Here is a 22,164-nt window from a genome sequence, read left to right on the forward strand (position 1 = left end):
TACATCGTATTAAACTGAATGATCACTGCTTTCCTCAGTCTTTTTTTCCAGCAACTTGCGTTTATTCTTTTTCACATAACGCTGTGCCGGCCAGGTCATGATAAAACGCGCACCGCCCAAGGTTGGACTTTGATCCACCTGAATGGAACCACCAAACCAGTAGGCAATCCGGCTGACAATGGATAGACCCAAGCCATAACCACCTGAAGCTCGGGTGCGGCTATCATCCAAACGGGCGAAGGCTTCAAAAATACGGGCACGATCTACTTCCGGAATTCCGGGACCATCATCTTCCACACACACATAGGCTTGGCCGTCCTGATCCAGACCACCGCTGATTAATACCTTATTATCACAATAACGGATGGCATTCCCTACCAGATTCTGAATCACGCGATGCAGATAACGACGCTCCGCCTCGACTACCACAGCCACAGGCATTGGGTGTAATTCAATAATTTTATGGGTTTTCAGTGCTTGGGTTTCCACCATCACCTGATTCAGCACGTCATACAGATCAATCTGCTCAAACTCAATCGATGGCATACCCTGTTCCAGTTTGGCATAGGTCATGATCTCATCAATCAAGGTATTCAGCGCTTCAATATCCTTATCAATCTGCTCAACCTGTTGCAGACGATACTCGTAGTCATCTTCATCTGCCATCATTTCCACACCAAAACGGATCCGTGCCACCGGTGTACGCAATTCATGCGAAACCGCACGCATCAACTCCCGCTGCGCTTCGATCAAGCGCTGGATATGGTCTGACATATTGTTATAACTGGAAGCCAGTGTAGACATCTCATCACTACCATCCACCGGAAGACGCAATGACATATTCCCCGTCTTCATCTTGTTTAAGGCATAGCTCACTTCACGCAGCTTACGCTGCATCGGAACCAGAAGGCCATAAACACCCAAACTCAGTACAAACAGGCTTAATAAGGTAATACCGGTCGCCAACTGGAATGGCATCCAGTTAAATAACGGTACTGGCCCCATGACCAAGACCTGGGAGGTCGAGCCTGGAATTGGCGAAATAATTGAAATGGTCGTACCACGAATAGAAGCATTATCGCGGTATAAAATAATACTGTGATCCAGACGCAAACGTCCGATCTGCTCGGAGTCCAAAGGCAGAGATTGAACATTTTCAATGGAAACCGGATAGGAGAAATAATCCTGAATACGCGCAAGGTATTCTTTTTCCTGACCCGGATAATAAACCAGATAATCCAGAATAAAGACCGCCAAGGCCTTCATCTGGCGTTCAGTGATGTTGTCAGCCTTTATATAAAGGTAATGATCCGGATCATCACGCAGTCCCACCACAATATAAGCGATACCGGACTCAGCATCCCAGCGCACTACAGCCTTTCGATCAGCAATACGTCTCGCTTCAGCACGGGTAATATCTACCTTGCTGGCATCTACATAATGAATGGGTAACTCCAGAAGATCGGAGGCATCAGAAATCCAATCCATCTTCTGCTGGAGATTTGGCTGGCGCGCAACTCCCTCACTGATGATATATGCCATGCCATCAGTCAGGGATTCGCGATATTCTTGCGCACGCTGATAGTTGATAATCTGTACCAACAAATAGCCGAACACCGCCACCAAGACGACAAGGATGACGAGTCCTGCATAGATACGCAAAAATATACTGTGTTTAAACACCTATAATTTATCCTGCTTGTTCAAGCAAAAAACCACATTTGCTTAAAGTCCATTAGTCTCTTTAACGAAAAGATAACCTTTACTACGTACTGTTTTAATACGCTTCGGATTTTCTGGATCGTCACCAATTTTTGGACGGATACGCGAAATACGTACATCGATTGAACGGTCTTGACCGTCATATTCAATACCGCGCAAACGTTCGAAAATATCTTCGCGGGAAAGGATACGACCCGCATTCGATGCGAGCAACCACAACAGGTCATATTCTGCGCTGGTAAAATCAACCAGATCGCCATTTAGGGTTACCGAACGCCCGCCATTGTCGATCACCAGATCATCAAATTCGATACGCTGTGCCACTTCATCTTCAGGCACCTTGTCCGTACGACGCAGCAATGCGCGGATACGCGCCAGCAATACACGCGGCTGAACCGGTTTAGCAACGTAGTCATCTGCACCCATCTCCAGGCCCAGAACCTGATCCATGTCTTCAGTACGTGCCGTCAACATCAAAATCGGTTGATGATAATGTGGACGTACTTCACGGCAAATGGTCAAGCCATCCGCACCTGGCAACATCACATCCAGCACCACCATATCTGGCTGTTCAGCAATAATCCGACGAATGGCACGGTTGCCATCCGGCTCTACCCCCACCTCAAGTCCGTTACGGATGAGGTATTCTTGCGTTAAACGGGCAAGACGCTCGTCATCTTCAACAATTAAAATCTTGGGTAACTTTTCTTCTTGGCTCATGTATTGCCCCTTATATGGTGGATCTACGCTATAGGCGTATCCTTTTGAAATCCAATAGATACGTTTTTAATATGCTTGCAATATACACACGTTTACATTGTAAACAAGATGGCGTTCACCAAACTGATACATCAAGATAGCATTTTGTAATATTTTATCGTGCATTTTTTGGGCAGTTGTGCTTGAAACAGTGGCTTAGATCTGAATTGGGGCTTACACAACTATTACATGAACAAAATATGACTGCTTGATTGAGCGCTTTTTAGTTATCCACAATGTTATCTATAAGCACTTTCTTTGGACTTTGTTATGCTATGCCTTGCCTGATAAGGCTTATACAAAAATCAATAAAAATAGCGATATTTTTGCAATGATTAAAGCACAACTAAAGAAAAATATTTAGCTGAATGTCAATATTGATCTACCCTAAATTTTCCCGTATCTTGTGCTCAATTAATTTTAAAACCACTAGGTCTTGTGTTTATTCCTCAAATACTGTGGCACGAATTTTGCCCGGTTCAAACGGTCCATAAACATAAAAATAGATGACAATGGAGCTATGCTAACATGAGCGTAATCACTTCAACTCCTGGTCAACTTCAGGTGATTAAACGCACCGGTGATGTTGCCGCTTTTGATGCAGAAAAAATTTCTGTCGCAATTGGTAAAGCATTTTTGGCGGTTGAAGGCCAACAAAGCGCTGACTCGAGCCGAATTCATGATCGTATCGAGCAACTGACGGAAATGGTATTAAATACCTTTAAACGTCGTTTACCTTCTGGCGGAACGATTCATATTGAAGAAATTCAAGACCAAGTTGAACTTGCGCTAATGCGTACGGGCGAACAGAAAGTTGCACGCTCATATGTTATTTACCGTGAACAACGTTCTGAAGCGCGTAAACAGTTAGGTGCGAATCATCACCCGACGCTACAAATCACTGATGCTGAAGGAAAATTAAAACCATTAGATCTCAGCGAGTTGACTGCGACTATAGAAAAAGCTGCTCAAGGTCTGGAAGGAATTGATGTTCAGGCGATCATCGATGAGACCGTGAAAAACCTCTACAACGGTGTAAAAGAGTCTGATATCTCTACCACCATGATGATGGCGACCCGTACCCGGATCGAACAGGAACCAAACTATACTTATGTGACTGCACGTCTGTTGCGTGATGACCTAGTAGCCACCGGTTTAGAGTTTTTGGGTCTTCCGACAGACACCAATGAAGGCGATGCGCTTGAAACTTTCCTGAAAAAAGGGATCGAGCTTGAGTTGCTTTCTCCAGAATTGCTGAACTTTGACCTGGCCAAACTGGCTGCTGCGATTCAACCGGAACGCTCTAACCAGTTCACCTACTTAGGTCTGCAAACCTTATTTGACCGCTACTTCATCCATTCAGATGGCGTACGTTTCGAACTTCCGCAATTGTTCTTTATGCGTGTTTCTATGGGCTTGTCGCTCAATGAAGAAAACCGTGAAGAACGTGCAATCGAATTCTATAACCTGTTGTCTAGCTTCGACTACATGGCTTCGACGCCTACCCTGTTTAACTCAGGTACGTTACGTCCACAATTGTCTAGCTGTTATTTGACCACGATTGATGATGATCTGTATGACATTTATGGCGCGATGCGTGATAACGCAATGCTGTCTAAATGGGCAGGCGGTTTAGGTAATGACTGGACACCAGTTCGTGCCTTGAACTCATACATCAAAGGTACTAACGGCAAGTCTCAAGGTGTTGTTCCGTTCCTGAAAGTAGCGAACGATACAGCTGTTGCGGTTAACCAGGGTGGCAAGCGTAAAGGTGCAGTATGTGCATACCTGGAAACCTGGCACCTGGACATCGAAGAATTCCTTGAACTGCGTAAGAACACCGGTGATGACCGTCGTCGTACCCATGACATGAACACTGCGAACTGGGTTCCTGACCTGTTCATGCAACGTGTATTCGAAGATGCGGAATGGACACTGTTCACCCCTTCTGAAACGCCTGATCTGCATGATTTGACTGGTGCTGAATTCGCTGAGCGTTATGCACATTACGAAGCAATTGCCAAAGAAACAAACATGTTGCACAAGAAAATCCGTGCAAAAGATTTGTGGCGCAAAATGCTGTCTATGCTGTTTGAAACTGGTCACCCGTGGATCACATTCAAAGACGTATGTAACCTGCGTTCACCACAACAACACGTAGGCGTGGTTCACTCTTCTAACCTGTGTACAGAAATCACGCTGAACACCAGCAAAGAAGAAATCGCAGTATGTAACCTGGGTTCGATCAATCTGGTACAACACGTTCAAGGTGGTGTTCTTGATCGTGAAAAACTGGCACGTACAGTTAAAACTGCTGTTCGTATGCTCGACAACGTGATCGACATCAACTACTACGCTGTTCCACAAGCGCGCAACTCGAACCTGAAACACCGTCCAGTCGGTATGGGTATCATGGGCTTCCAGGATGCGTTATACGAAATGAACCTGGCTTATGGTTCTGATGCTGCGGTTGAGTTTGCTGATGAATCGATGGAAGTGATTTCGTACTACGCGATTTCAACCTCAAGCGATTTGGCTGTTGAACGTGGTACATACGAAACATTCAAGGGTTCATTGTGGGATCAAGGTATCCTGCCAATCGACTCGCTTGATCTGGTTGCGAAAACTCGTCCTGAACGCATGTTCGAAGTCGACCGCACTCAACGTCTGGACTGGGACACTTTACGTGCCAAAGTTCAAAAAGACGGTATGCGTAACTCGAATGTGATGGCAATTGCTCCGACTGCTACGATTTCAAACATTTGTGGCGTGTCTCAATCTATTGAGCCAACCTTCCAGAACCTGTATGTGAAATCAAACCTGTCTGGTGAATTCACCGTGATTAACCCGTACCTGGTACGTGCGTTGAAAGAACGTGGTCTTTGGGATGCGGTAATGGTCAACGACCTGAAACACTTCGAAGGTTCTGTGCAAAAGATTTCCCGTATTCCTGAAGAGCTTAAAGCCATCTTCGCGACTGCGTTTGAAGTTGAAACTCGCTGGATCGTGGATGCTGCATCACGTCGTCAAAAATGGATCGACCAAGCGCAGTCTCTTAACCTTTACATCGCTGGTGCAAACGGTAAGAAACTGGACATCACTTACAAGATGGCATGGTTACGTGGTCTTAAAACGACTTATTACCTTCGTGCATTGGGTGCGACTTCTGCTGAGAAATCTACAATCAACACTGGCGCATTGAATGCAGTTAAACCTGCAACTGTTGCGGCTCCTGTTGTAGCAGCAGCTCCTGTCGTTGAAGCACAAAAACCTGAGGCTTCTGTAGAGGAAGAAGGTTTTGCGCAAGCAGCTCCAGTGCCAATGGCATGTTCAATTGACAATCCTGATTGTGAAGCTTGTCAATAAGCTTCGCTTGACCTCCCCTAACCCCTCCTAAAAGGAGGGGGATCACAGCTCAGTCATCTGACATGTGAAAGTCCCTCTTTTTAAAAGAGGGATTTAGGGAGATTAAAATAACAAACAAAGGAAACCTCAATGCCTCATATGACTCATAACTACATGTTAGGACTTGCGGCATTGCTGATTTCCTTTGGTATTACCTTTTATTTACCGATTGCTTATTTCTGGTTCAAAGTTCGCCAGCAGCGTAAGCAAAATAAGTAGTGGGGATTGTGCTTATGTATAAATTCATAACACTCATCGACAAAACTTAATTTTGCTTACACAAATTAAGCGTATAGTAAGACATCTCAGCCAAGCTGAATGTCTCATAAAAGATATAAAGCAACGTAGAGAGAATTGATATGTCTATCCTAAGTTGGGACGATTTCGAAGATGATTCGCAAAAACCGGCTGCACCTGAACAGCAGCCTGCGCCCGTCGAGCCGCAAAAAGCGACTAATTCACAGATGGTATCTGATGCAGGCAACGCATCGCCGGATGTGGCAGCTGCACAACCCCTTAGAGCCACTCAAAACCGAGGATCAAATCCAACCGATTCGCTGGCAAGAGCATCTGCTTCCCTAGATCAACTTGATGTTGCTCCAGGCCTTGAAGAGCTTGAAATGGGTGCACAACGTGTTCAGGTTGATGATAAGGCGATGATCAACTGTCGTGCAGACTTGAACCAGCTTGTACCGTTCAAATACGAATGGGCTTGGCAGAAGTATCTGGACGGATGTGCAAACCACTGGATGCCACAAGAAGTCAACATGAACCACGACATTGCGCTGTGGAAGTCTGAAAATGGCTTGACTGAAGATGAACGTACCATCGTGATGCGTTCACTTGGTTTCTTCTCGACTGCCGATTCACTGGTTGCAAACAATCTGGTACTGGCGATTTATCGTCACATTACCAACCCTGAATGCCGTCAGTACATCTTGCGTCAGGCATTTGAAGAAGCGATTCACACGCATGCTTACCAATACTGTATCGAGTCTTTAGGCATGGATGAAGGCGAAGTCTTCAATATGTACCGCGAAGTACCAAGTGTTGCACGTAAAGCGGCGTGGGGCCTGAAATATACCCAGTCTTTAAGTGATCCTACTTTTAAAACTGGTACACCTGAAAACGACCAGATCCTGCTTCGCAACCTGATCGCGTTCTACTGTGTACTTGAAGGTATCTTCTTCTACTGTGGTTTCAGCCAGATCCTGTCTATGGGTCGTCGTAACAAGATGAATGGTGTAGCCGAGCAATTCCAGTACATCCTGCGTGACGAGTCTATGCATCTGAACTTTGGTATCGACATGATCAACCAGATCAAGATCGAAAACCCGGGTCTATGGACGACTGAATTCCAGGAAGAAATCATCCAGATGATTCTTGAAGGTACAATGCTGGAAATCGAATATGCACGTGATACCATGCCACGCGGTGTACTTGGCATGAATGCTGGCATGATGGAAGAATACCTGAAGTTCATTGCCAACCGTCGTCTGGCGCAGTTAGGCTTGCCTGAACAGTTCGCTGGTGTGAACAACCCGTTCCAGTGGATGTCAGAAATGATGGACTTGCGTAAAGAGAAGAATTTCTTCGAGACGCGCGTAACAGATTACCAAACTGGCGGTGCGTTAAGCTGGTAAAGTTTTTTTAGATTTATTTCTAAAAAAAGGGAGGGTTTATCCCTCCCTTTTTTATTGTGATTCAAATTAAAAAAATATTTTTATATAAATCAAATAAATGAGATGAATTTATGAAATATGAACCATTTATGAGCTCACTAAAAACCACTGATGATGAATATGTACATAGCTCAGATTTATTTACCTTATATCAAGCAAATCTTACAAATCAACCAGGTAAACTTTTAAGTATAATTTTTCCCGAAAAAAATTCAGAAGATTTAATGTTTCAAATAAGTCCCCGAATACGACTAAAACTTGCTTACTGTAAAAATGACGTAAAAGGTTTAACTTTAACTACCTATAATAATGGATTGAAAAAAGGTGAAATACTCCTTTCCTCTTTTACTTTAAGCCATATCATTGAATTTCTAGAGATACTAAAAGCACTCAATATTGCTGAACTCAGTCAACGTAAAATTTCTTTAAAATTAGATTCAGATAATAACCCCAAAACATCTATTACCAATCTAATCACTAAAAGTTTGATTTCTACAGATCAAGCAGAATTAATCCAACATTTTTTAGAAGAAGGTTTAATCTCAGATCGCGATTTAGTAAATACAGGCTATCGTAAATTAGCATTGCAAAAATTTGAAAAACTTTTGAATGATAAAGAGTATATCCAAATTTATAAGAAGGATAATAATTTAGAAAAATCAAATTTAGAAAAAGTTTGGCAACATTTTTTTGAAACCAATGAATGGATATTTGGATATGGCTTAGATTATAAATTTCAAGCAATTCTTCAAAGGGAAGTACATCTAAATACGCCTTGTTTAGATCAAACAAATGCAGTATTAGCAGACTTCTTGCTTGGCGATAAAAAATTTACTACTTTTGTTGAAATCAAAAGACCTGATACTCAACTTTTTGCCAAGAGTTTGAATCGCTCAGGGTGCTGGAGACTTTCTTCTGATTTATATGATGCACATTCTCAGATACTAGAACATAAAGCATGTGGGCAAATTAAACTTCAAATGGGATCAGTTAACTATAATAATAATGGTGAAACAATCGCACAGAACTCTTACGATTCAAAAACAATATTAATTATTGGCAATTGGTCTGAAATTGATACGGATAACAACAAAAACCAAGAAATAAAAAAGAAGACTTTTGAGCTATTTCGTCAAAATTCTAAGAATGTTGAAATTATTACTTTTGATGAACTTTATGATCGAGCCAAGTTTATTGTTGATCACCATTAATAGTTGGGACTTTATCTAGAATAAGTTTTCAATAAAATATATATTAAATAAAAGCCACCTCTGCGGTGGCTTTTTTACGATCTGACTTATCTGCTTCAATGCTGGAATTTATTTCAACCGTTTCCCTGCTTCATCAATAATCATTTCCCCGTCTTCCTTGCTAAAAGCTGCGCGCTGCGGAGCGGAAAGAATATCTAAAACAATTTCTGATGGTCGACACAATCTCACACCAAGTTCAGTCACCACAAATGGACGATTGATCAAAACCGGATATTGCAGCATGAAATCAATCAGTTGATCACCTATCCAATGGCTGCTTTCCAGGTTAAGTTCTTCATAGGGCTTTACATTTTTACGAATCGCTTCACGTACTGACAGACCTGCATCCCGAATTAACTGAATCAGTTCTTCCTTTGTTGGTGGTGTTTTCAGATACTCAATTACCTGTGGTTCCTCACCGGTGTTACGGATCAAGGCCAAGGTGTTTCGAGAGGTTCCACATTCAGGATTATGATAAATCTTGATCTTTTGAGACATGAGTTTTCTCAGTGTATACACAATATTGCTTTTATATACGGATATCCGTATATTCGCAATAGTAAATATATCAGGATATCGTGATGCACCAGACCGATTTTTTCAAATGTCTTGCCGATTCAACACGTTTAGATATTTTAAAGCTGGTCATGGCCAAACAGAATGTCTGCGTCTGTGAATTCACAGAGCAATTAAATCTGAGCCAGCCCAAAATCTCCCGTCATCTGGCCTTATTGAGAAATCTGGGCGTTTTGCTAGATCAACGCCAAGGGCAATGGGTTTATTACCGTTTAAATCCTGATTTGCCGGTCTGGGCAAATGAAGTATTAAAAGTCATCGCACAAGATCCAGAAATTCAAAAGTTAAAATCTACCATTTCATCACCTTGCGAATTATCCTGAGCCCAATATCATGTCTGCTTCAAAAATGTCATTCTTAGATAAGAATCTGACCATCTGGATTTTTATCGCCATGCTGCTGGGGATCGGGATTGGGGTTTTCTTTCCTCAAGCTTCAATTACTTTAGACCGGATGAGTATTGATTCGGTCAATATTCCGATTGCCATTGGTCTGATTATCATGATGTATCCACCACTTGCCAAAGTGGACTATGCCACCTTGCCGCAGGTATTTAAGGATAAACGCACACTTACCCTATCTCTGGTTCAGAACTGGCTGATTGCACCCTGCCTGATGTTTGCATTGGCGCTGATTTTTCTGCAATCCTATCCTGAATATATGACGGGTGTCATCCTGATCGGCTTGGCGCGTTGTATTGCCATGGTGCTGGTCTGGAATGGTCTGGCTTGTGGCGATAACCAGTATGTGGCCGGACTGGTGGCATTTAACAGTATTTTCCAGATCCTGTTTTTCAGTAGCTATGCTTGGCTGTTTTTGACCTTCTTGCCGCCTTATTTTGGTGTGGAAGCACAGGTGATTGATGTCAGCTTCTGGACGATTACCCACGCGGTTCTGGTTTATCTGGGGATTCCATTTTTGCTGGGCTTTTTGACACGTTTGATTCTGGTCAAGCAAAAAGGTCTGGAATGGTATCAAACGAAGTTTATTCCAAAAATCAGTCCGCTCAGCCTGCTGGCTTTGCTGTTTACCATTGTCGCCATGTTTAGCCTTAAAGGCGGTGATGTGGTCAGCCTGCCACTGGATGTACTCAGAATTGCTATTCCCCTGACCATTTATTTCATTGTGATGTTCTTTATCAGCTTCTTTATGAGCAAGTGGATGGGCAATGATTATCCTAAAACTGCGGCCATTTCTTTTACCGCTGCCGGTAATAATTTTGAACTGGCGCTGGCGGTTGCGATTGCCACTTTTGGTCTCGCGTCCCCTGTGGCATTCACCACCGTGATTGGCCCTCTGGTTGAAGTTCCGGTTCTGATTGCGCTGGTCAGCGTTTCATTATGGCTAAGAAAAAAAGTGTTTAAAGAGGCATAACCCGATGGATCTCCCGAATATCAATTTGAATCTGCTAGAAACACCGACGCTGGACAAAGTTCAGGCCAAAGCACTGGATCATCCACCCCGGATTTTGCTGCTGTATGGTTCAAACCGTGAACGGTCCTACAGCCGGCTCGCTGTTCAGGAAGCGGGCCGGATACTGGAATATTTTGGCGCCGAAGTCAGAATCTTCCATCCCAAAGGATTACCCTTACCTGAGGATGCAGATACGAGCCACCTTAAGGTAAAAGAACTGCATGAACTTTTGGCCTGGTCAGAAGGCATGGTCTGGTGTTCACCGGAACGTCATGGTTCGATGAGTTCGATTCTAAAAGCCCAAATTGACTGGATTCCTCTGGCAGCCGGTGCAATTCGTGCGACTCAAGGCAAGACGCTGGCCGTGATGCAGGTTTGTGGTGGTTCGCAATCCTTTAATGCAGTGAATCAGTTGCGTGTTTTAGGACGCTGGATGCGGATGATCACGATTCCAAATCAGTCTTCTGTACCGAAAGCTTTCCTTGAATTTGAAGAAGATGGTCGCATGAAACCATCACCTTATTACAACCGCATTGTGGATGTGATGGAGGAACTCTACAAGTTCACTCTACTCACCCGCGGTCAGTCTGCTTATCTCACCGATCGATATTCTGAACGGATGGAAAGTGCCGAAGAATTATCAAAGCGGGTAAATCAGCAGACAATCTAGTATTTTCCAGATTCTTTCGATTCATCTTTTAAAAACCTCTATATTAAAAAATCCCGCTTAAAAAGCGGGATTTTTTATAAAGCACAATTAAGGGAAAAGTCTGGCATGATCAATGCCAGATTTCCCAATCAAAGGATGAGTTTTAAGTTATTTCATCTTGGCAACGATCTGTTCAGCCTTTTTCAGATGCGCAGCGACCGCAGTACGGGTTTGGGTCAGCATATTTTTTAATTCTGCATTTTTAGCATTCGGAATCAACTGCTTGTCTAGCATGGTCACTACTTTACGATGAACTTCTACCTGACTGGTCATATAGTCTTTATCCGGAGTAGCTGATCGACTCAGCATAGTCACCATCTTGTCGCTGTCATTTTGCAATGATGTACTGATACTGCTTGTTTGTGGCTTCAGATTTAAACGATTTGCCAGGGCCTGAGCTTTTTTCTCATTGGCTGTATGATCAGTAATCATCATTTGTGCATAATTACGGGCTTCTTGCGTTTTCAGTTTTGGCAATGCGGTTTTAGCCTGCTTAATCTCACCATTATTGGCTGTGCTTAATACCTTGATCACCTGACCTTCAGTCAAATTTACACGACTGTCACTCGATACTGCAGAATGCTGCTTCCCAGCGTGCGTAGCTTGCTGGTTCATTGCCATCGTCTGGCCTGCAGCAAAGATTAATGCACCACTGACCGCAACACAGTTCATCATCTTCTTCATTTGAATAGCTTTCATAATGGCACCCTTTAACGTTTTATCGATTAAATTTGCCTTTATAAAGTAGGTGAATTACCTGAAAAACAGTATAAGGTTTGAGTTGTTTTTTTAAGCAAAATATAAAGTGTTTATTAAGTTAGGCAAAGACTGTTGGTGATTAGTTCATTTATTTGATATTTGCAAAAAACTACGTTATTGGACGCTTGCATATAAGTATGACAAGCACTAGTGGTGAGCAAGATTTAAAAAAATCCCGCTGATATAACGGGACCTTTTTATTTTTAATTTAGGAACAGTGAACCATCTGAATTAAAATTCTTTTGTCACACTCAGACCAGCGCTCCAGTTCCGCCCTTCTGCCGGCTCAAAGAAACGGCTATTGCTTTCATTGACAATCACCGAACCAGAATAATCTTTATCAAACAGGTTATCGACCCGTGCAAAAGTATTCACTGACCAATCCGGCATTTTCCATTGATAACCCACATTGGCGCCAGCGACCGTGTAGCTTGGTGCAGTATCAGAATTTAAATCATTCACATAAATCTTGTCGCTATAACGAATATCGAGTCCAATGTGTAGACCATTATCTGGTTTCCAGCCCAGACTTAAAAATGCCTGATTTTTGGCAATCCCTGGAATATAGTTCCCGTCTGTAATGGCAGGAACAGTACCTATAGCAGGAATATCTGCATCAAAAGTGGCATCAATATAGCTATAGCTGGCTTGTGCAGTCAGATCGCGCCACAGGTTTTTGTTCCAGGAGAGTTCCACACCTTCTCTTAAAGTTTTATCGGCATTACGGAAAGTAGAGCGACCATTGTCACTCCCTGCAGAAACAATGTCATTCTTCGTCCTGGTCTGGAAGGCTGCTACGGTGACATCTCCCCACTCACTGGCAGATTTCAAACCGACTTCATAGGTTTCGCTTTCCGCTGCTTTTAAACTTAAGCTGCGGTTTTCAGCAGTATTTGCAGGATAAGACATTTCGGTAAATGTTGGGGTTTCAAAGCCTTGGGCATAACTGGCATAGGCCATCAGCTCAGGTAAGATTTTCCAGCTTAATGCTAAAGATGGCAATAATTTTTGATAATCGGTTTTGCCTGAATTATCGCCATTGGAAAGGAATTTATCTTCAGACTTAAAATGCACATTGCTATAACGCAAGCCGGCATCCAGCGTCCAGTCTGGCAAGAATGCATAGGATGCTTGCAGATATGGATCAAGATTCCACAAGCGATTGTCTTCATCCCGGCGAAGTTCACCTTTTACACCCAAGGTATTGCCTGAAAAGTTTTGATAGCCTTTACGGTCTTCGGTCATGGTATCCACGGCGATACCGGCAATCAGATTAGCATTTGGCAAAATATCTTTAGCTGTCCAGCGCAGGTCAGCACCGTAGAAATGACGGTCAAAATCAATTACGCCACCGGCATGATTGACTCCACTTTGTGCTGTACGCGGAATTGACTGATATTGGGTAACTGCACGCTGTCCCCAATAGGCCATCCCGTAGAGTTCATGCTGATCATTAATCGGTTTATTCCAAGTCATCCCGGTTTGTAGCTGTTCGATTTCTTTACGCGCATTATATAAAAGGACATTCGTAGCGACCTGTTTAGGATTGGCTTGCCACTGTTCGCGAGTCAACCCACCGGGATCATCCGCAGCAATTTTAACGTAATTATTAATCCAGTTAATTTTAGAGCCGTCCTCCAGGTCCCAAGTCAGCTTGGCATTGCTCAGGACTTTATGCGCGCCGCTATGATCCCGGAAACCGTCGGTATCAAAATAGGACGAACTGATCATATAGCTCGGCTCATTGGCATTTTCTGAACCGCCTTGCAAAACTAGCTTGGTCTGCCCTTTATTTTGACTGCCGGCAGAATGACCCAGTTCAATCGAGTCGGTACCTTGCCCCTCTCGCGTGGTGGTTAAAATCGTTCCCCCGGAAGAGTTGCCATACAGTGATGAAAATCCACCACCCAATACTTCAATATGGTCCAGACTGTTCAAATCAATATTCGAGGTTTGTCCCTGTCCATCCGGCATTGTTGCAGGGATTCCATCCACATATAAACGTACACCCCGTACACCAAAACTGGAGCGCGCACCAAAGCCACGCATCGAAATTTGCAGGTCCTGAGCATAGTTTTCACGGTTATTTAACTGCAGTCCTGGAACACCTTTTAATGTTTCCGAAAGGTTCACATTCAGGCTGTTCTCTGGTTGTGCCTGCTCCAGATAATAAACCGATGCAGGCGTGCTCAACTTCTCCCGGTCAGTTCGGGTCGCCTGCACAATAATAGGCGCAAGTTTTTGCACTTCTGTAGCAGTATTTTCAGCATACAGCGTCTGGCTCATACAGGCGATTAAACAGGATAATGTGGTTTTTACAGGGAGATGTCGAAATTGATGCTGCATATTTTGTAGGTTCCAGTTATCTCTATGACTTAGAAAACTCATAAGCTGCCGAAGCACATCACATGATTAATTCTATAAGCCGGTTTGATCTTCAATGATCAGTAGATCGAGTTTGCTTGATCAGATTACAAGTAGAAATTTTAGTTTTAAGCTGCGTGGTCAATAGAAGTCACCTATCAAAGCAATTTATCAAAATCTTTGTTTACTTCATTCAATATCGTGCAGCCCACATGATTTTCTTTAATATTCTAAAGGTTTATAAAAAAACTGATGGGAAAGCCTGACGAATCAGGCTTTTCCATACAACAACAGAGAGTCAGTTACTTATTGTCTGGCAAGGCATAAGCCACCAGAGAGTCGCCCATTTTGGTACCAAAGGAACCATGACCACCCGCCATAATGACCACATACTGCTTGCCATTGGCTTCATAAGTCATTGGTGTAGCCTGACCACCTGCAGGTAGACGGCCTTTCCACAACTCATCACCGTTGTTCACATTAATGGCACGGATATAGTTATCTTGAGTTCCACCCACAAACATTACGTTACCCGCAGTTGAAATAGGTCCACCCAGCATCGGCACACCCATTTTGAATGGTGGCAATGGGATGCCCGGCATACTGTCACGAATGGTACCGATGCGGCGTTTCCAGGCCACTTCATGAGTATTTAAATCCACACCTGCAACAAAGCCCCATGATGGCTGTTTACACGGCAGCCCAAACGGAGACAGGAACGCACTGATTTCAACGCCATAAGGCACGCCATACATCGGTTGAACGCCGGCTTCTGTGCCTGCACCTTTAGCCGTCTTAGGACGGTTCGGATCTTGAGGAATCAGTTTTGATACAAATGGCAAGCCAATCGGATTGGTCAGTGCAATTTGACGGTCCGGATTCACCGACATACCACCCCATTCAAACACACCCAGGTTACCCGGGAAGACCAGCGTCCCATTTTCAGAAGGTGGGGTATAAATGCCATCGTAATTCAGTTTGTGGAACGCAACACGGCAGACCAACTGGTCGAACATGGTCGCACCCCACATCTGTTTATCGGTCAATTTCTCTTGTGGCGCCAGATTAAAATCAGAGAACGGTTGAGTTTTAGAATAGAACTCGCCTTTGGTCTGAGGGCCACGCTTCACAGATTGTGGTACCGGTTTTTCGGTAATCGGTACAATGGCTTTACCATTACGACGATCCAGCACAAAAGCATTCCCGGTTTTGGTCAAGACATAAATAGCCGGAATCATATTCCCGTTTTTGTCTTTGATCTCGGTCAATGTCGGCTGTGAAGGTACGTCCATATCCCACAAATCGTGATGGGTAGTCTGGAAGTTCCATACCAGCTTACCGGTCGTCGCATTCAAGGCCAGCATCGAGTTGGCATAACGCTCGTCTAACTCGGTACGGTGACCACCGTAAATATCCGGGGTACCGACACCCGTTGGCACGTAGACGATATCCAGCTCTGCATCATAGGCCAAAGGTGCCCAAGCATTTGGAGAGTTATGTACAAATTTCTGACCCGGTGCAGGAATTAAATTCGGATCCTCAGCACCTGTATCAAATACCCAAAGCAGTTCACCGGTATTGACATCATAACCACGGATCACACCTGACGGTTCTTCAGTTGAATAGTTATCTGTGGTTGAACCCGCAATAATAATGGTGGTGCCGGTTACTACAGGCGGTGAGGTTGGAATATAACCGCCCGGATATGGGAATGGCATATCTTTTTGCAGATCAACTTCACCATTTTTACCAAAGTCAGAGCAGACTTTACCGGTGGTTGCATTTACCGCAACCAGACGCCCATCATTGACCGGTAAAATGACTTTTTGTGGACATTCAGCAGAGCTGCTTTTTTTCGAAGCGAGACTAGTTTCAAAACCAGCCGTATTGTTGACATCATAATAAGATACACCACGGCAGGTTAAATGCTGATAGGTATGATCAGCTTTTAGTTTTGGATCATAGGTCCATTTCGCCTTACCAGTTGCCGGATCAAGCGCAGTCAATTTCTGGTGAGTGGTACAGATGTACATGTTGTCACCCACCTTGATTGGAGTAACCTGATTGGTGGTTTCGCCCGAGTCATTTTCAGTCTTGAATTCGCCCGTGTGATATTCCCAAGCCACCTGCAAATCTTTGACATTTTCAGTATTAATCTGCTTTAAGGGTGAATAACGTAAACCGGACTGGGTACGGCCATAAGCAGGCCAGTCTTCATCTGCCACACCGGGGATTGGCTGGTGGGCAGCAGGCTGCTTGGATTTTAATTCACCGCGAATTTCTTGCGGGTCATTAAATACAGAATAAATCATGACAGCGATGGTAATGGCCAGTGAACTGCCTAGGGCAATTTTCGCACCTTTGCTTTGATCAAAACCGCGTGTTACCGCCGGAATCAGCAGAGCCAGACCAAACAGACCTAAAATATCCAAACGCGGCGCAAGTGCAAAGAAATCTGAACCGACTTCCCACAGCCCCCACACCACCGTTGCCAAAACGAATACGGCATAAACCAGGAGTGCAGCGCTCTTTCGTCGATATAACAGCACTGCGGTTGCAATAAAGAGTATACCTGCAATGATGTAGTACCAAGACCCACCCAGCACTGCAAGATAAATCCCTCCAATCAGCAGTCCTACACCGAAAACAGCGGCAATGACTGCTAGAATCGTTCTCAATACCGAACCTGAAGATGAAGTATTCATATTGAACGCCTATAAAAGTTTTTTTGAAAGCTCATGTACCAGACTGGCATAAGCACCCTTATTGTTAAATTCTTAGTTAGAAATACATCAATGTCTTAAGCAGGCATTACTCATCAAAGCAATAAAAGATTTAGAGATTCAATAGTGTATTTACAACTAAAAACTGTTTTTAGAATGATGTATTGAACTTGATTCCACCTACCCAGACATTTTCACCATCTTTATATGCACCGACGTGACGAACATATTGCACATTCGGGCGAATGGTGAGCCAGGGAGTGGCATGCAAACCATAGTAAATTTCTGCATCGACTTCTTGATGATGGTTACCAATGACATCGTCATTCATATTGATCCTTGCAATACCAAATGCGATTTCATCTTGAGGACGTGAATCCATTGCACCCTTATAAACCAACCCGATATTTTGCATATCGGTGACACTATTGGTTTTGGAATCATGCACTGTTGCATTCAAAAAGCCGGTCAAACCACGCGAAGTATCTCCGTCATGTGCAGTAAATTGCTGCTTGGCTACCACCCAGCCCCCATGGTGATGATCGGTTTGATCTGGATTGGAAATGACTTCAGCCTCCGCTGTGCTGTAGTAATAACCGGCGCGGTATTCACCCGGCAATTTTTGTACGCCCACTTTCGGTGTCCAGACCACTTCTGCAGGAAGCATTGCCCCTTTTGAACCATCCGTGCTCAGGTTAAATCCTTTACCACGATGATTGGCATTTTCAGGGTTGTATTCATAAGCACCCACCTGGGCATAAAGTTCAGGGCTAATGTTGTATTTGACCCGTGCTGCCCATTGGCTTACCGGCCAATTATACCACTGATCACCAACCCAGTTCCCGACTTGCGAGCCACACAGTGCCAGGTTCTGGAAATCGCAGTCAAAACTATTGAAGTCTTCACCTTCGCCGAAGCGTCCGACTTTCACATCCAGTTTTTGTTCCAGGAATTGTTTCTTGATCCATAAATCAGTCAAACGCCAGGTTTGACCACGGCCCCAGACCTCTTGCACTGAACTCAAATGGTCATTTAAAGCAGCAGAGCTTTGAGAAAGTGAATGACCATTACGCTGGGTGACAGTAATTTGCGCTTCGGTATCTTGCCAGCCTGCAATTTTAGCCAGATCCAGATGAGTCCCAAAAACAAACTGGTCTGCATATTCAGTTCTATGGCTTGAAGATCTCTGGGCATCAATCAAGCTTGCCATTTCACCGGTATAACCAAAATTTAAATCATAACCTTGTTGTTGCAACTGGGTACGTTTTCCGTTCCAGTCACCAAACATCCATAGGCTTTCTGTACTGAAAGCGGTCTCGGCATGCGTAACTGTAGTGGTCAAGAGTAGAGAAGCACAGCAAAGGTAAATGGCTTTGGATAATGGGGAGATATACATTAAATGTGATACCCTCATCACAAAATATGAAGTTTCTTATTGTATGCCTGTTGGGTTTTAAAAATTGTTACTAATAAATTAAAAATATGAATAAAATGTTGTTATTATTAGTATTATTATATATTTTTTGTAAACACAAAAACCATAACTAACTGTTTATTATGATGTTATATATTAAGACATAAAACCATATCCTAAATATAAAAGTTGATATTTACAGAGTAAATTGAGCTTGAATTTCAGATAAAAGCTTCACAAATAAATCAACTGGATTACTGTTTTACCTTCTTTATTCTTAATAATCCGGTATCTCCATTTTTCCTGAATTGAAGATCGAAGTACTGAGGCTATAACACTTCTGAATATATGAGAAAACTGCTGCCATTTCACTATGAATTTTTAAAAATCAGGTTATGCTAAAGTTATTCTGATAAGAAATCACCTCGCGTTAAAACAATAATCCAGCTTGATAGACGAGAACCAGCATGAAAGGCTCAATCCTTAATTTTTCTATCCAAAACAATACCGGGGTGATCTCGGGGGATGATAACCAGCACTATACTTTTAATGGTGCAGACTGGCGTGCAGAACGTCCGCCATCACGCGGAGATCGGGTCGATTTTATCGTAAACAGCGCGGGTGAAGCCTCTGATGTTTATCTGGCTCTGGGCAATTCCATTTATCTCGGGGAAAAAATTTCCAGTGAGCTCGGTAAATATTCCAATCTGGATCAGGCCGAGGAAAACTACAGCAGCATTGACTGGTTTGTAAAATGTCTGACCAACTATGCAAATTTTTCTGGCCGGGCACGCCGTAAAGAATTTTGGTTTTTTATGCTGTTTTGTGTAATTTTAGGCATTATTGCTGAGGTCATAGATACAGTTTTAGGCACTGAACCCATAGTAAATAGCCTGCTTAATCTGGCACTTCTGGTCCCGAGTCTGGCAGTTGGCGCGCGTCGTTTACATGATATTGGACGCTCTGGTTGGTGGCAATTACTGATGCTTACCGTGATTGGTGTTCTTGTATTGATCTGGTGGTGGGCAACTGAAACCAGACCACAAAACAATGAATATGGTCCTCCTGCCAAATAACCGAACCTTACAAATCCCGTCTTGATGCTATAGACGTTTATCGCTTATTTAGTGGGTAAATATCAACAAAATCAGACCTTACCAATGCTGCAACAACAATTAGTAAAATTTCCAGATGCTGTATGGGTGCAAATTTATAAAGACAAAATGCAGCTAATGGATATAGATGGCACGATCACACATACACGCCTACCGGATGTACCTTATGACCATCCCCGGAGTATTATTGCCGACTTTGATGCAGCCGCAGTGACCCTAAAACAGCTGTTACCCTCACCGGTCATGAAAAGGCTATTCAGTCCTATAGCATTGCTGCAAATCATGGATTTGCCGGAAGATGGTTTAACTGAAGTTGAAAAGCGCGCTTTGCTCGAACTCGGTTATGAAAGTAGTGTGCAAAATGTCATCCTGTTCGACCACGCAGGAAATGCACTGACCAAAGCCAAACTTCCACCCCAACATCGAATGACGATCATCAAAATTTTGCTGGTGATCATTATTATGGTGGTGCTGGCATCAACCTGGTTTTTGACGCTTTAAGTATTCGTCCAAGATTAAAATCCCGCAGAGAGCGAGATTTTAATCGGGTCAGCGTTTAATAAAAGAGCTTATCTTCTAGATATACTGATCTCTATAGATTCACCCGCTGATAGATCCCAGCATCTCTAAAAATCAGTTCAAATCAATTAAGCAAACAAGAAATTTCATTTAAAATAATCTAATAACTGATTAAAACTATCTATTTTATATTTAGGCTGTGCCAGTGCTAACTCATCCTGACTGCCATAACCATAATTCACGGCAATGGAGTCAATGCCATTATGACGTGCGCCAAAAATATCATATTCACGATCCCCGACCATCACACATTGATCGGCCTGCAGCTGTTGCTGCTCCAGAATATATTGAATCAGTTCAGCTTTATTGGTTCGTTCGCCATTCAGCTCACTGCCATAAATTTCTGTAAAATACTGGGCCAGATCAAAATGCTCCAGAATTTGTTTAGCATACACTGTCGGTTTTGCCGTAGCGACAAACAAGCGATAGCCCCGGCGCTTCAGTTCTGCCAGGGTTTCTGCTACACCCTCAAAAACATGATTTTCATAAAGACCCTTCACTGCAAAGCGCTCCCGATAAGCCATCAGAGCCTGCTCGGCCAGAACATGATCGGCTTCAACGTTTAAGATTTTGGCTAGCGAGGCTTTTAAGGGTGGGCCAATAATCCAGTCAATATTGATCTCATCGCTAATCGGATAACCAATCTTTTCCAGACCATAGCGCGCAGACGTCGTAATCCCCACTTTCGGGTCAGTTAATGTTCCATCCAGATCAATTAAAATATTCTTAATCACCGCCTATCCCCTCTCATCGGCACCGATATAAATTAATATCGAGAGTTCATTCAAATTTGCCTATACTAATGCAATTTTAGTGAATGAAGGACATCATTTTGCGCCCTACCGTACTTTGCTTTTCCGGTTTAGACCCTTCAGGTGGAGCCGGCCTTCAAGCAGATATTGAAGCCATTGGTCAAAGTGGTGCACATGCGGCAATTGCCTGCACAGCCCTCACCATTCAAAATTCACAGCAGGTTTTTGGTTTCGAAGCCACTTCCAGAGAATTGCTATTGGCACAGGCCAATGCGGTGGTAAATGACTTGCCCATTCGTTGCGTAAAATCCGGCATGTTAGGCACTACAGACAATATCGCGGCTCTGGCCGAATTTCTGACTGCACATCCAGATTATCTGTATGTGCTGGATCCGGTTTTGGTCGCCAATAGTGGTGGTTCACTGGGCAATCAGGCAACGTTAGTCAAAGCATTTACCCAGCTTATTCCATTGGCCACCATCCTAACGCCAAATACAGTTGAACTGCGTGCCTTGACCGGTGAACAAGACCTCAAACTGGCCACTCAAAAATTATTTGAAATGGGTGCAAAGGCGGTTTTGGTCAAAGGTGGCCATGAAGATACGCCTGATTATATTCAGAACAGCCTGTATATTGCAGGTGAGTTGATTAACGAAACCCGTTGTCCCCGTTTGCCAGGTGAATATCATGGTTCAGGCTGTTCACTGGCCAGTTTCATAGCCGGACGTCTGGCCATGGGTGATCAGTTAAAAACTGCAGTACAGCATGCTGAAACCTGGCTATTTGGGGTATTAAAAAATGCTGAGATTCCTGTTCCAAATGGCCAGAGAATTCCAAAGCGTTTTTAAAATCACATGTTTTAAAACTTAGATTCTCAAATGAAGTGCAACAGAGATTAAATTATTGGAAAGAAGCAAGATGAGCTAGCATTTTGCTTCCGAC

18 protein-coding genes are annotated in these 22,164 nt (G+C 43.4%); 10 read left to right on the forward strand and 8 right to left on the reverse strand.

All coding sequences use genetic code 11. The annotated features are described in order from the left end of the window. Nucleotides 1-9: 9 nt before the first annotated feature. On the reverse strand, nt 10-1,683 hold the full coding sequence (bfmS, locus tag H9629_RS03935; protein ID WP_064096466.1) for a sensor histidine kinase BfmS: 1,674 nt from the start codon (nt 1,681-1,683) through the stop codon (nt 10-12). Nucleotides 1,684-1,725: 42 nt separating this feature from the next. Next, nucleotides 1,726-2,442 carry a response regulator transcription factor BfmR gene (gene bfmR / locus H9629_RS03940; RefSeq protein ID WP_004280782.1) on the reverse strand — a complete coding sequence of 239 codons (717 nt, stop codon included), beginning with the start codon at nt 2,440-2,442 and terminating at the stop codon, nt 1,726-1,728. A 567-nt stretch (nt 2,443-3,009) separates the two neighbouring features. Here bfmR and H9629_RS03945 point away from each other — a divergent pair. The 4 genes from H9629_RS03945 to H9629_RS03955 all read left to right on the forward strand — a co-directional run bounded on the left by H9629_RS03945 (nt 3,010) and on the right by H9629_RS03955 (nt 8,779). Then, nucleotides 3,010-5,847, forward strand: a complete 2,838-nt coding sequence (locus H9629_RS03945; protein ID WP_064096467.1) for a ribonucleoside-diphosphate reductase subunit alpha — start codon at nt 3,010-3,012, stop codon at nt 5,845-5,847. A 129-nt stretch (nt 5,848-5,976) separates the two neighbouring features. Then, on the forward strand, nt 5,977-6,105 hold the full coding sequence (locus H9629_RS15455) for a hypothetical protein (protein WP_004645881.1): 129 nt from the start codon (nt 5,977-5,979) through the stop codon (nt 6,103-6,105). Nucleotides 6,106-6,245: 140 nt separating this feature from the next. After that, on the forward strand, nt 6,246-7,529 hold the full coding sequence (locus tag H9629_RS03950; RefSeq protein WP_064096468.1) for a ribonucleotide-diphosphate reductase subunit beta: 1,284 nt from the start codon (nt 6,246-6,248) through the stop codon (nt 7,527-7,529). A gap of 110 nt (nt 7,530-7,639) precedes the next feature. Continuing rightward, nucleotides 7,640-8,779 carry a Shedu immune nuclease family protein gene (locus tag H9629_RS03955; RefSeq protein ID WP_081408815.1) on the forward strand — a complete coding sequence of 380 codons (1,140 nt, stop codon included), beginning with the start codon at nt 7,640-7,642 and terminating at the stop codon, nt 8,777-8,779. 108 nt (nt 8,780-8,887) lie between these two features. On the opposite strand, the gene arsC is transcribed toward H9629_RS03955, so the two are convergent. Next, nucleotides 8,888-9,316 carry an arsenate reductase (glutaredoxin) gene (arsC, locus tag H9629_RS03960; protein ID WP_064102510.1) on the reverse strand — a complete coding sequence of 143 codons (429 nt, stop codon included), beginning with the start codon at nt 9,314-9,316 and terminating at the stop codon, nt 8,888-8,890. Between the two features lie 83 nt (nt 9,317-9,399). Between arsC and H9629_RS03965 the strand changes: the two genes are divergently transcribed. Genes H9629_RS03965 through arsH form a run of 3 tightly spaced genes read left to right on the forward strand, consistent with a single transcriptional unit; the run spans nt 9,400 to nt 11,477 of the window. Further along, complete coding sequence (locus H9629_RS03965) at nt 9,400-9,717, forward strand: metalloregulator ArsR/SmtB family transcription factor (RefSeq protein ID WP_064097118.1); 318 nt, start codon at nt 9,400-9,402, stop codon at nt 9,715-9,717. 10 nt (nt 9,718-9,727) lie between these two features. Beyond that, nucleotides 9,728-10,768: an ACR3 family arsenite efflux transporter gene (gene arsB, locus H9629_RS03970; protein WP_064097117.1), complete on the forward strand. Its 1,041-nt coding sequence runs from the start codon at nt 9,728-9,730 to the stop codon at nt 10,766-10,768. 4 nt (nt 10,769-10,772) lie between these two features. After that, nucleotides 10,773-11,477, forward strand: coding sequence for an arsenical resistance protein ArsH (gene arsH / locus H9629_RS03975; protein WP_064097116.1), 705 nt, complete (start codon nt 10,773-10,775; stop codon nt 11,475-11,477). Between the two features lie 147 nt (nt 11,478-11,624). Here the strand turns inward: arsH and H9629_RS03980 are convergent, their stop codons facing one another. From H9629_RS03980 to H9629_RS03995, 4 genes are all read right to left on the reverse strand, one after another. Continuing rightward, nucleotides 11,625-12,215, reverse strand: coding sequence for a DUF4142 domain-containing protein (locus tag H9629_RS03980; protein WP_064097115.1), 591 nt, complete (start codon nt 12,213-12,215; stop codon nt 11,625-11,627). Between the two features lie 291 nt (nt 12,216-12,506). Then, a complete protein-coding gene (locus H9629_RS03985) occupies nt 12,507-14,621 on the reverse strand; it encodes a TonB-dependent receptor (RefSeq protein WP_064097114.1) in 2,115 nt (704 codons plus the stop codon). Nucleotides 14,622-14,941: 320 nt separating this feature from the next. Then, nucleotides 14,942-17,344 (reverse strand): glucose/quinate/shikimate family membrane-bound PQQ-dependent dehydrogenase, encoded by a 2,403-nt coding sequence (locus H9629_RS03990; protein ID WP_064097113.1) that lies wholly within the window; start codon nt 17,342-17,344, stop codon nt 14,942-14,944. Nucleotides 17,345-17,513: 169 nt separating this feature from the next. Then, nucleotides 17,514-18,758, reverse strand: coding sequence for a carbohydrate porin (locus tag H9629_RS03995; RefSeq protein ID WP_064097112.1), 1,245 nt, complete (start codon nt 18,756-18,758; stop codon nt 17,514-17,516). A 485-nt stretch (nt 18,759-19,243) separates the two neighbouring features. Between H9629_RS03995 and H9629_RS04000 the strand changes: the two genes are divergently transcribed. Together H9629_RS04000 and H9629_RS04005 are read left to right on the forward strand one after the other, a co-directional pair. Beyond that, nucleotides 19,244-19,852, forward strand: a complete 609-nt coding sequence (locus tag H9629_RS04000) for a DUF805 domain-containing protein (protein ID WP_064097111.1) — start codon at nt 19,244-19,246, stop codon at nt 19,850-19,852. A gap of 84 nt (nt 19,853-19,936) precedes the next feature. Continuing rightward, complete coding sequence (locus H9629_RS04005) at nt 19,937-20,392, forward strand: hypothetical protein (protein ID WP_191730573.1); 456 nt, start codon at nt 19,937-19,939, stop codon at nt 20,390-20,392. A gap of 164 nt (nt 20,393-20,556) precedes the next feature. Here the strand turns inward: H9629_RS04005 and H9629_RS04010 are convergent, their stop codons facing one another. Further along, complete coding sequence (locus H9629_RS04010) at nt 20,557-21,204, reverse strand: HAD family hydrolase (protein WP_191730571.1); 648 nt, start codon at nt 21,202-21,204, stop codon at nt 20,557-20,559. A gap of 98 nt (nt 21,205-21,302) precedes the next feature. On the opposite strand from H9629_RS04010, the gene H9629_RS04015 reads away from it, so the two are divergent. Further along, a complete protein-coding gene (locus tag H9629_RS04015) occupies nt 21,303-22,070 on the forward strand; it encodes a hydroxymethylpyrimidine/phosphomethylpyrimidine kinase (protein WP_191730574.1) in 768 nt (255 codons plus the stop codon). Nucleotides 22,071-22,164 lie beyond the last annotated feature (94 nt).

Source organism: Acinetobacter pecorum (assembly GCF_014837015.1).
GTDB lineage: Bacteria > Pseudomonadota > Gammaproteobacteria > Pseudomonadales > Moraxellaceae > Acinetobacter > Acinetobacter pecorum.

Coding starts and splice junctions, on each gene's coding strand:
- H9629_RS03985 (WP_064097114.1), bottom strand. CDS start 14,621: ATGCAGCATCAATTTCGACATCTCCCTGTAAAAACCACATTATCCTGT.
- H9629_RS03980 (WP_064097115.1), bottom strand. CDS start 12,215: ATGAAAGCTATTCAAATGAAGAAGATGATGAACTGTGTTGCGGTCAGT.
- H9629_RS04005 (WP_191730573.1), top strand. CDS start 19,937: ATGCTGCAACAACAATTAGTAAAATTTCCAGATGCTGTATGGGTGCAA.
- H9629_RS03950 (WP_064096468.1), top strand. CDS start 6,246: ATGTCTATCCTAAGTTGGGACGATTTCGAAGATGATTCGCAAAAACCG.
- H9629_RS03945 (WP_064096467.1), top strand. CDS start 3,010: ATGAGCGTAATCACTTCAACTCCTGGTCAACTTCAGGTGATTAAACGC.
- H9629_RS03965 (WP_064097118.1), top strand. CDS start 9,400: ATGCACCAGACCGATTTTTTCAAATGTCTTGCCGATTCAACACGTTTA.
- arsC (WP_064102510.1), bottom strand. CDS start 9,316: ATGTCTCAAAAGATCAAGATTTATCATAATCCTGAATGTGGAACCTCT.
- bfmR (WP_004280782.1), bottom strand. CDS start 2,442: ATGAGCCAAGAAGAAAAGTTACCCAAGATTTTAATTGTTGAAGATGAC.
- H9629_RS03995 (WP_064097112.1), bottom strand. CDS start 18,758: ATGTATATCTCCCCATTATCCAAAGCCATTTACCTTTGCTGTGCTTCT.
- H9629_RS03990 (WP_064097113.1), bottom strand. CDS start 17,344: ATGAATACTTCATCTTCAGGTTCGGTATTGAGAACGATTCTAGCAGTC.
- arsB (WP_064097117.1), top strand. CDS start 9,728: ATGTCTGCTTCAAAAATGTCATTCTTAGATAAGAATCTGACCATCTGG.
- H9629_RS15455 (WP_004645881.1), top strand. CDS start 5,977: ATGCCTCATATGACTCATAACTACATGTTAGGACTTGCGGCATTGCTG.
- H9629_RS04000 (WP_064097111.1), top strand. CDS start 19,244: ATGAAAGGCTCAATCCTTAATTTTTCTATCCAAAACAATACCGGGGTG.
- H9629_RS03955 (WP_081408815.1), top strand. CDS start 7,640: ATGAAATATGAACCATTTATGAGCTCACTAAAAACCACTGATGATGAA.
- arsH (WP_064097116.1), top strand. CDS start 10,773: ATGGATCTCCCGAATATCAATTTGAATCTGCTAGAAACACCGACGCTG.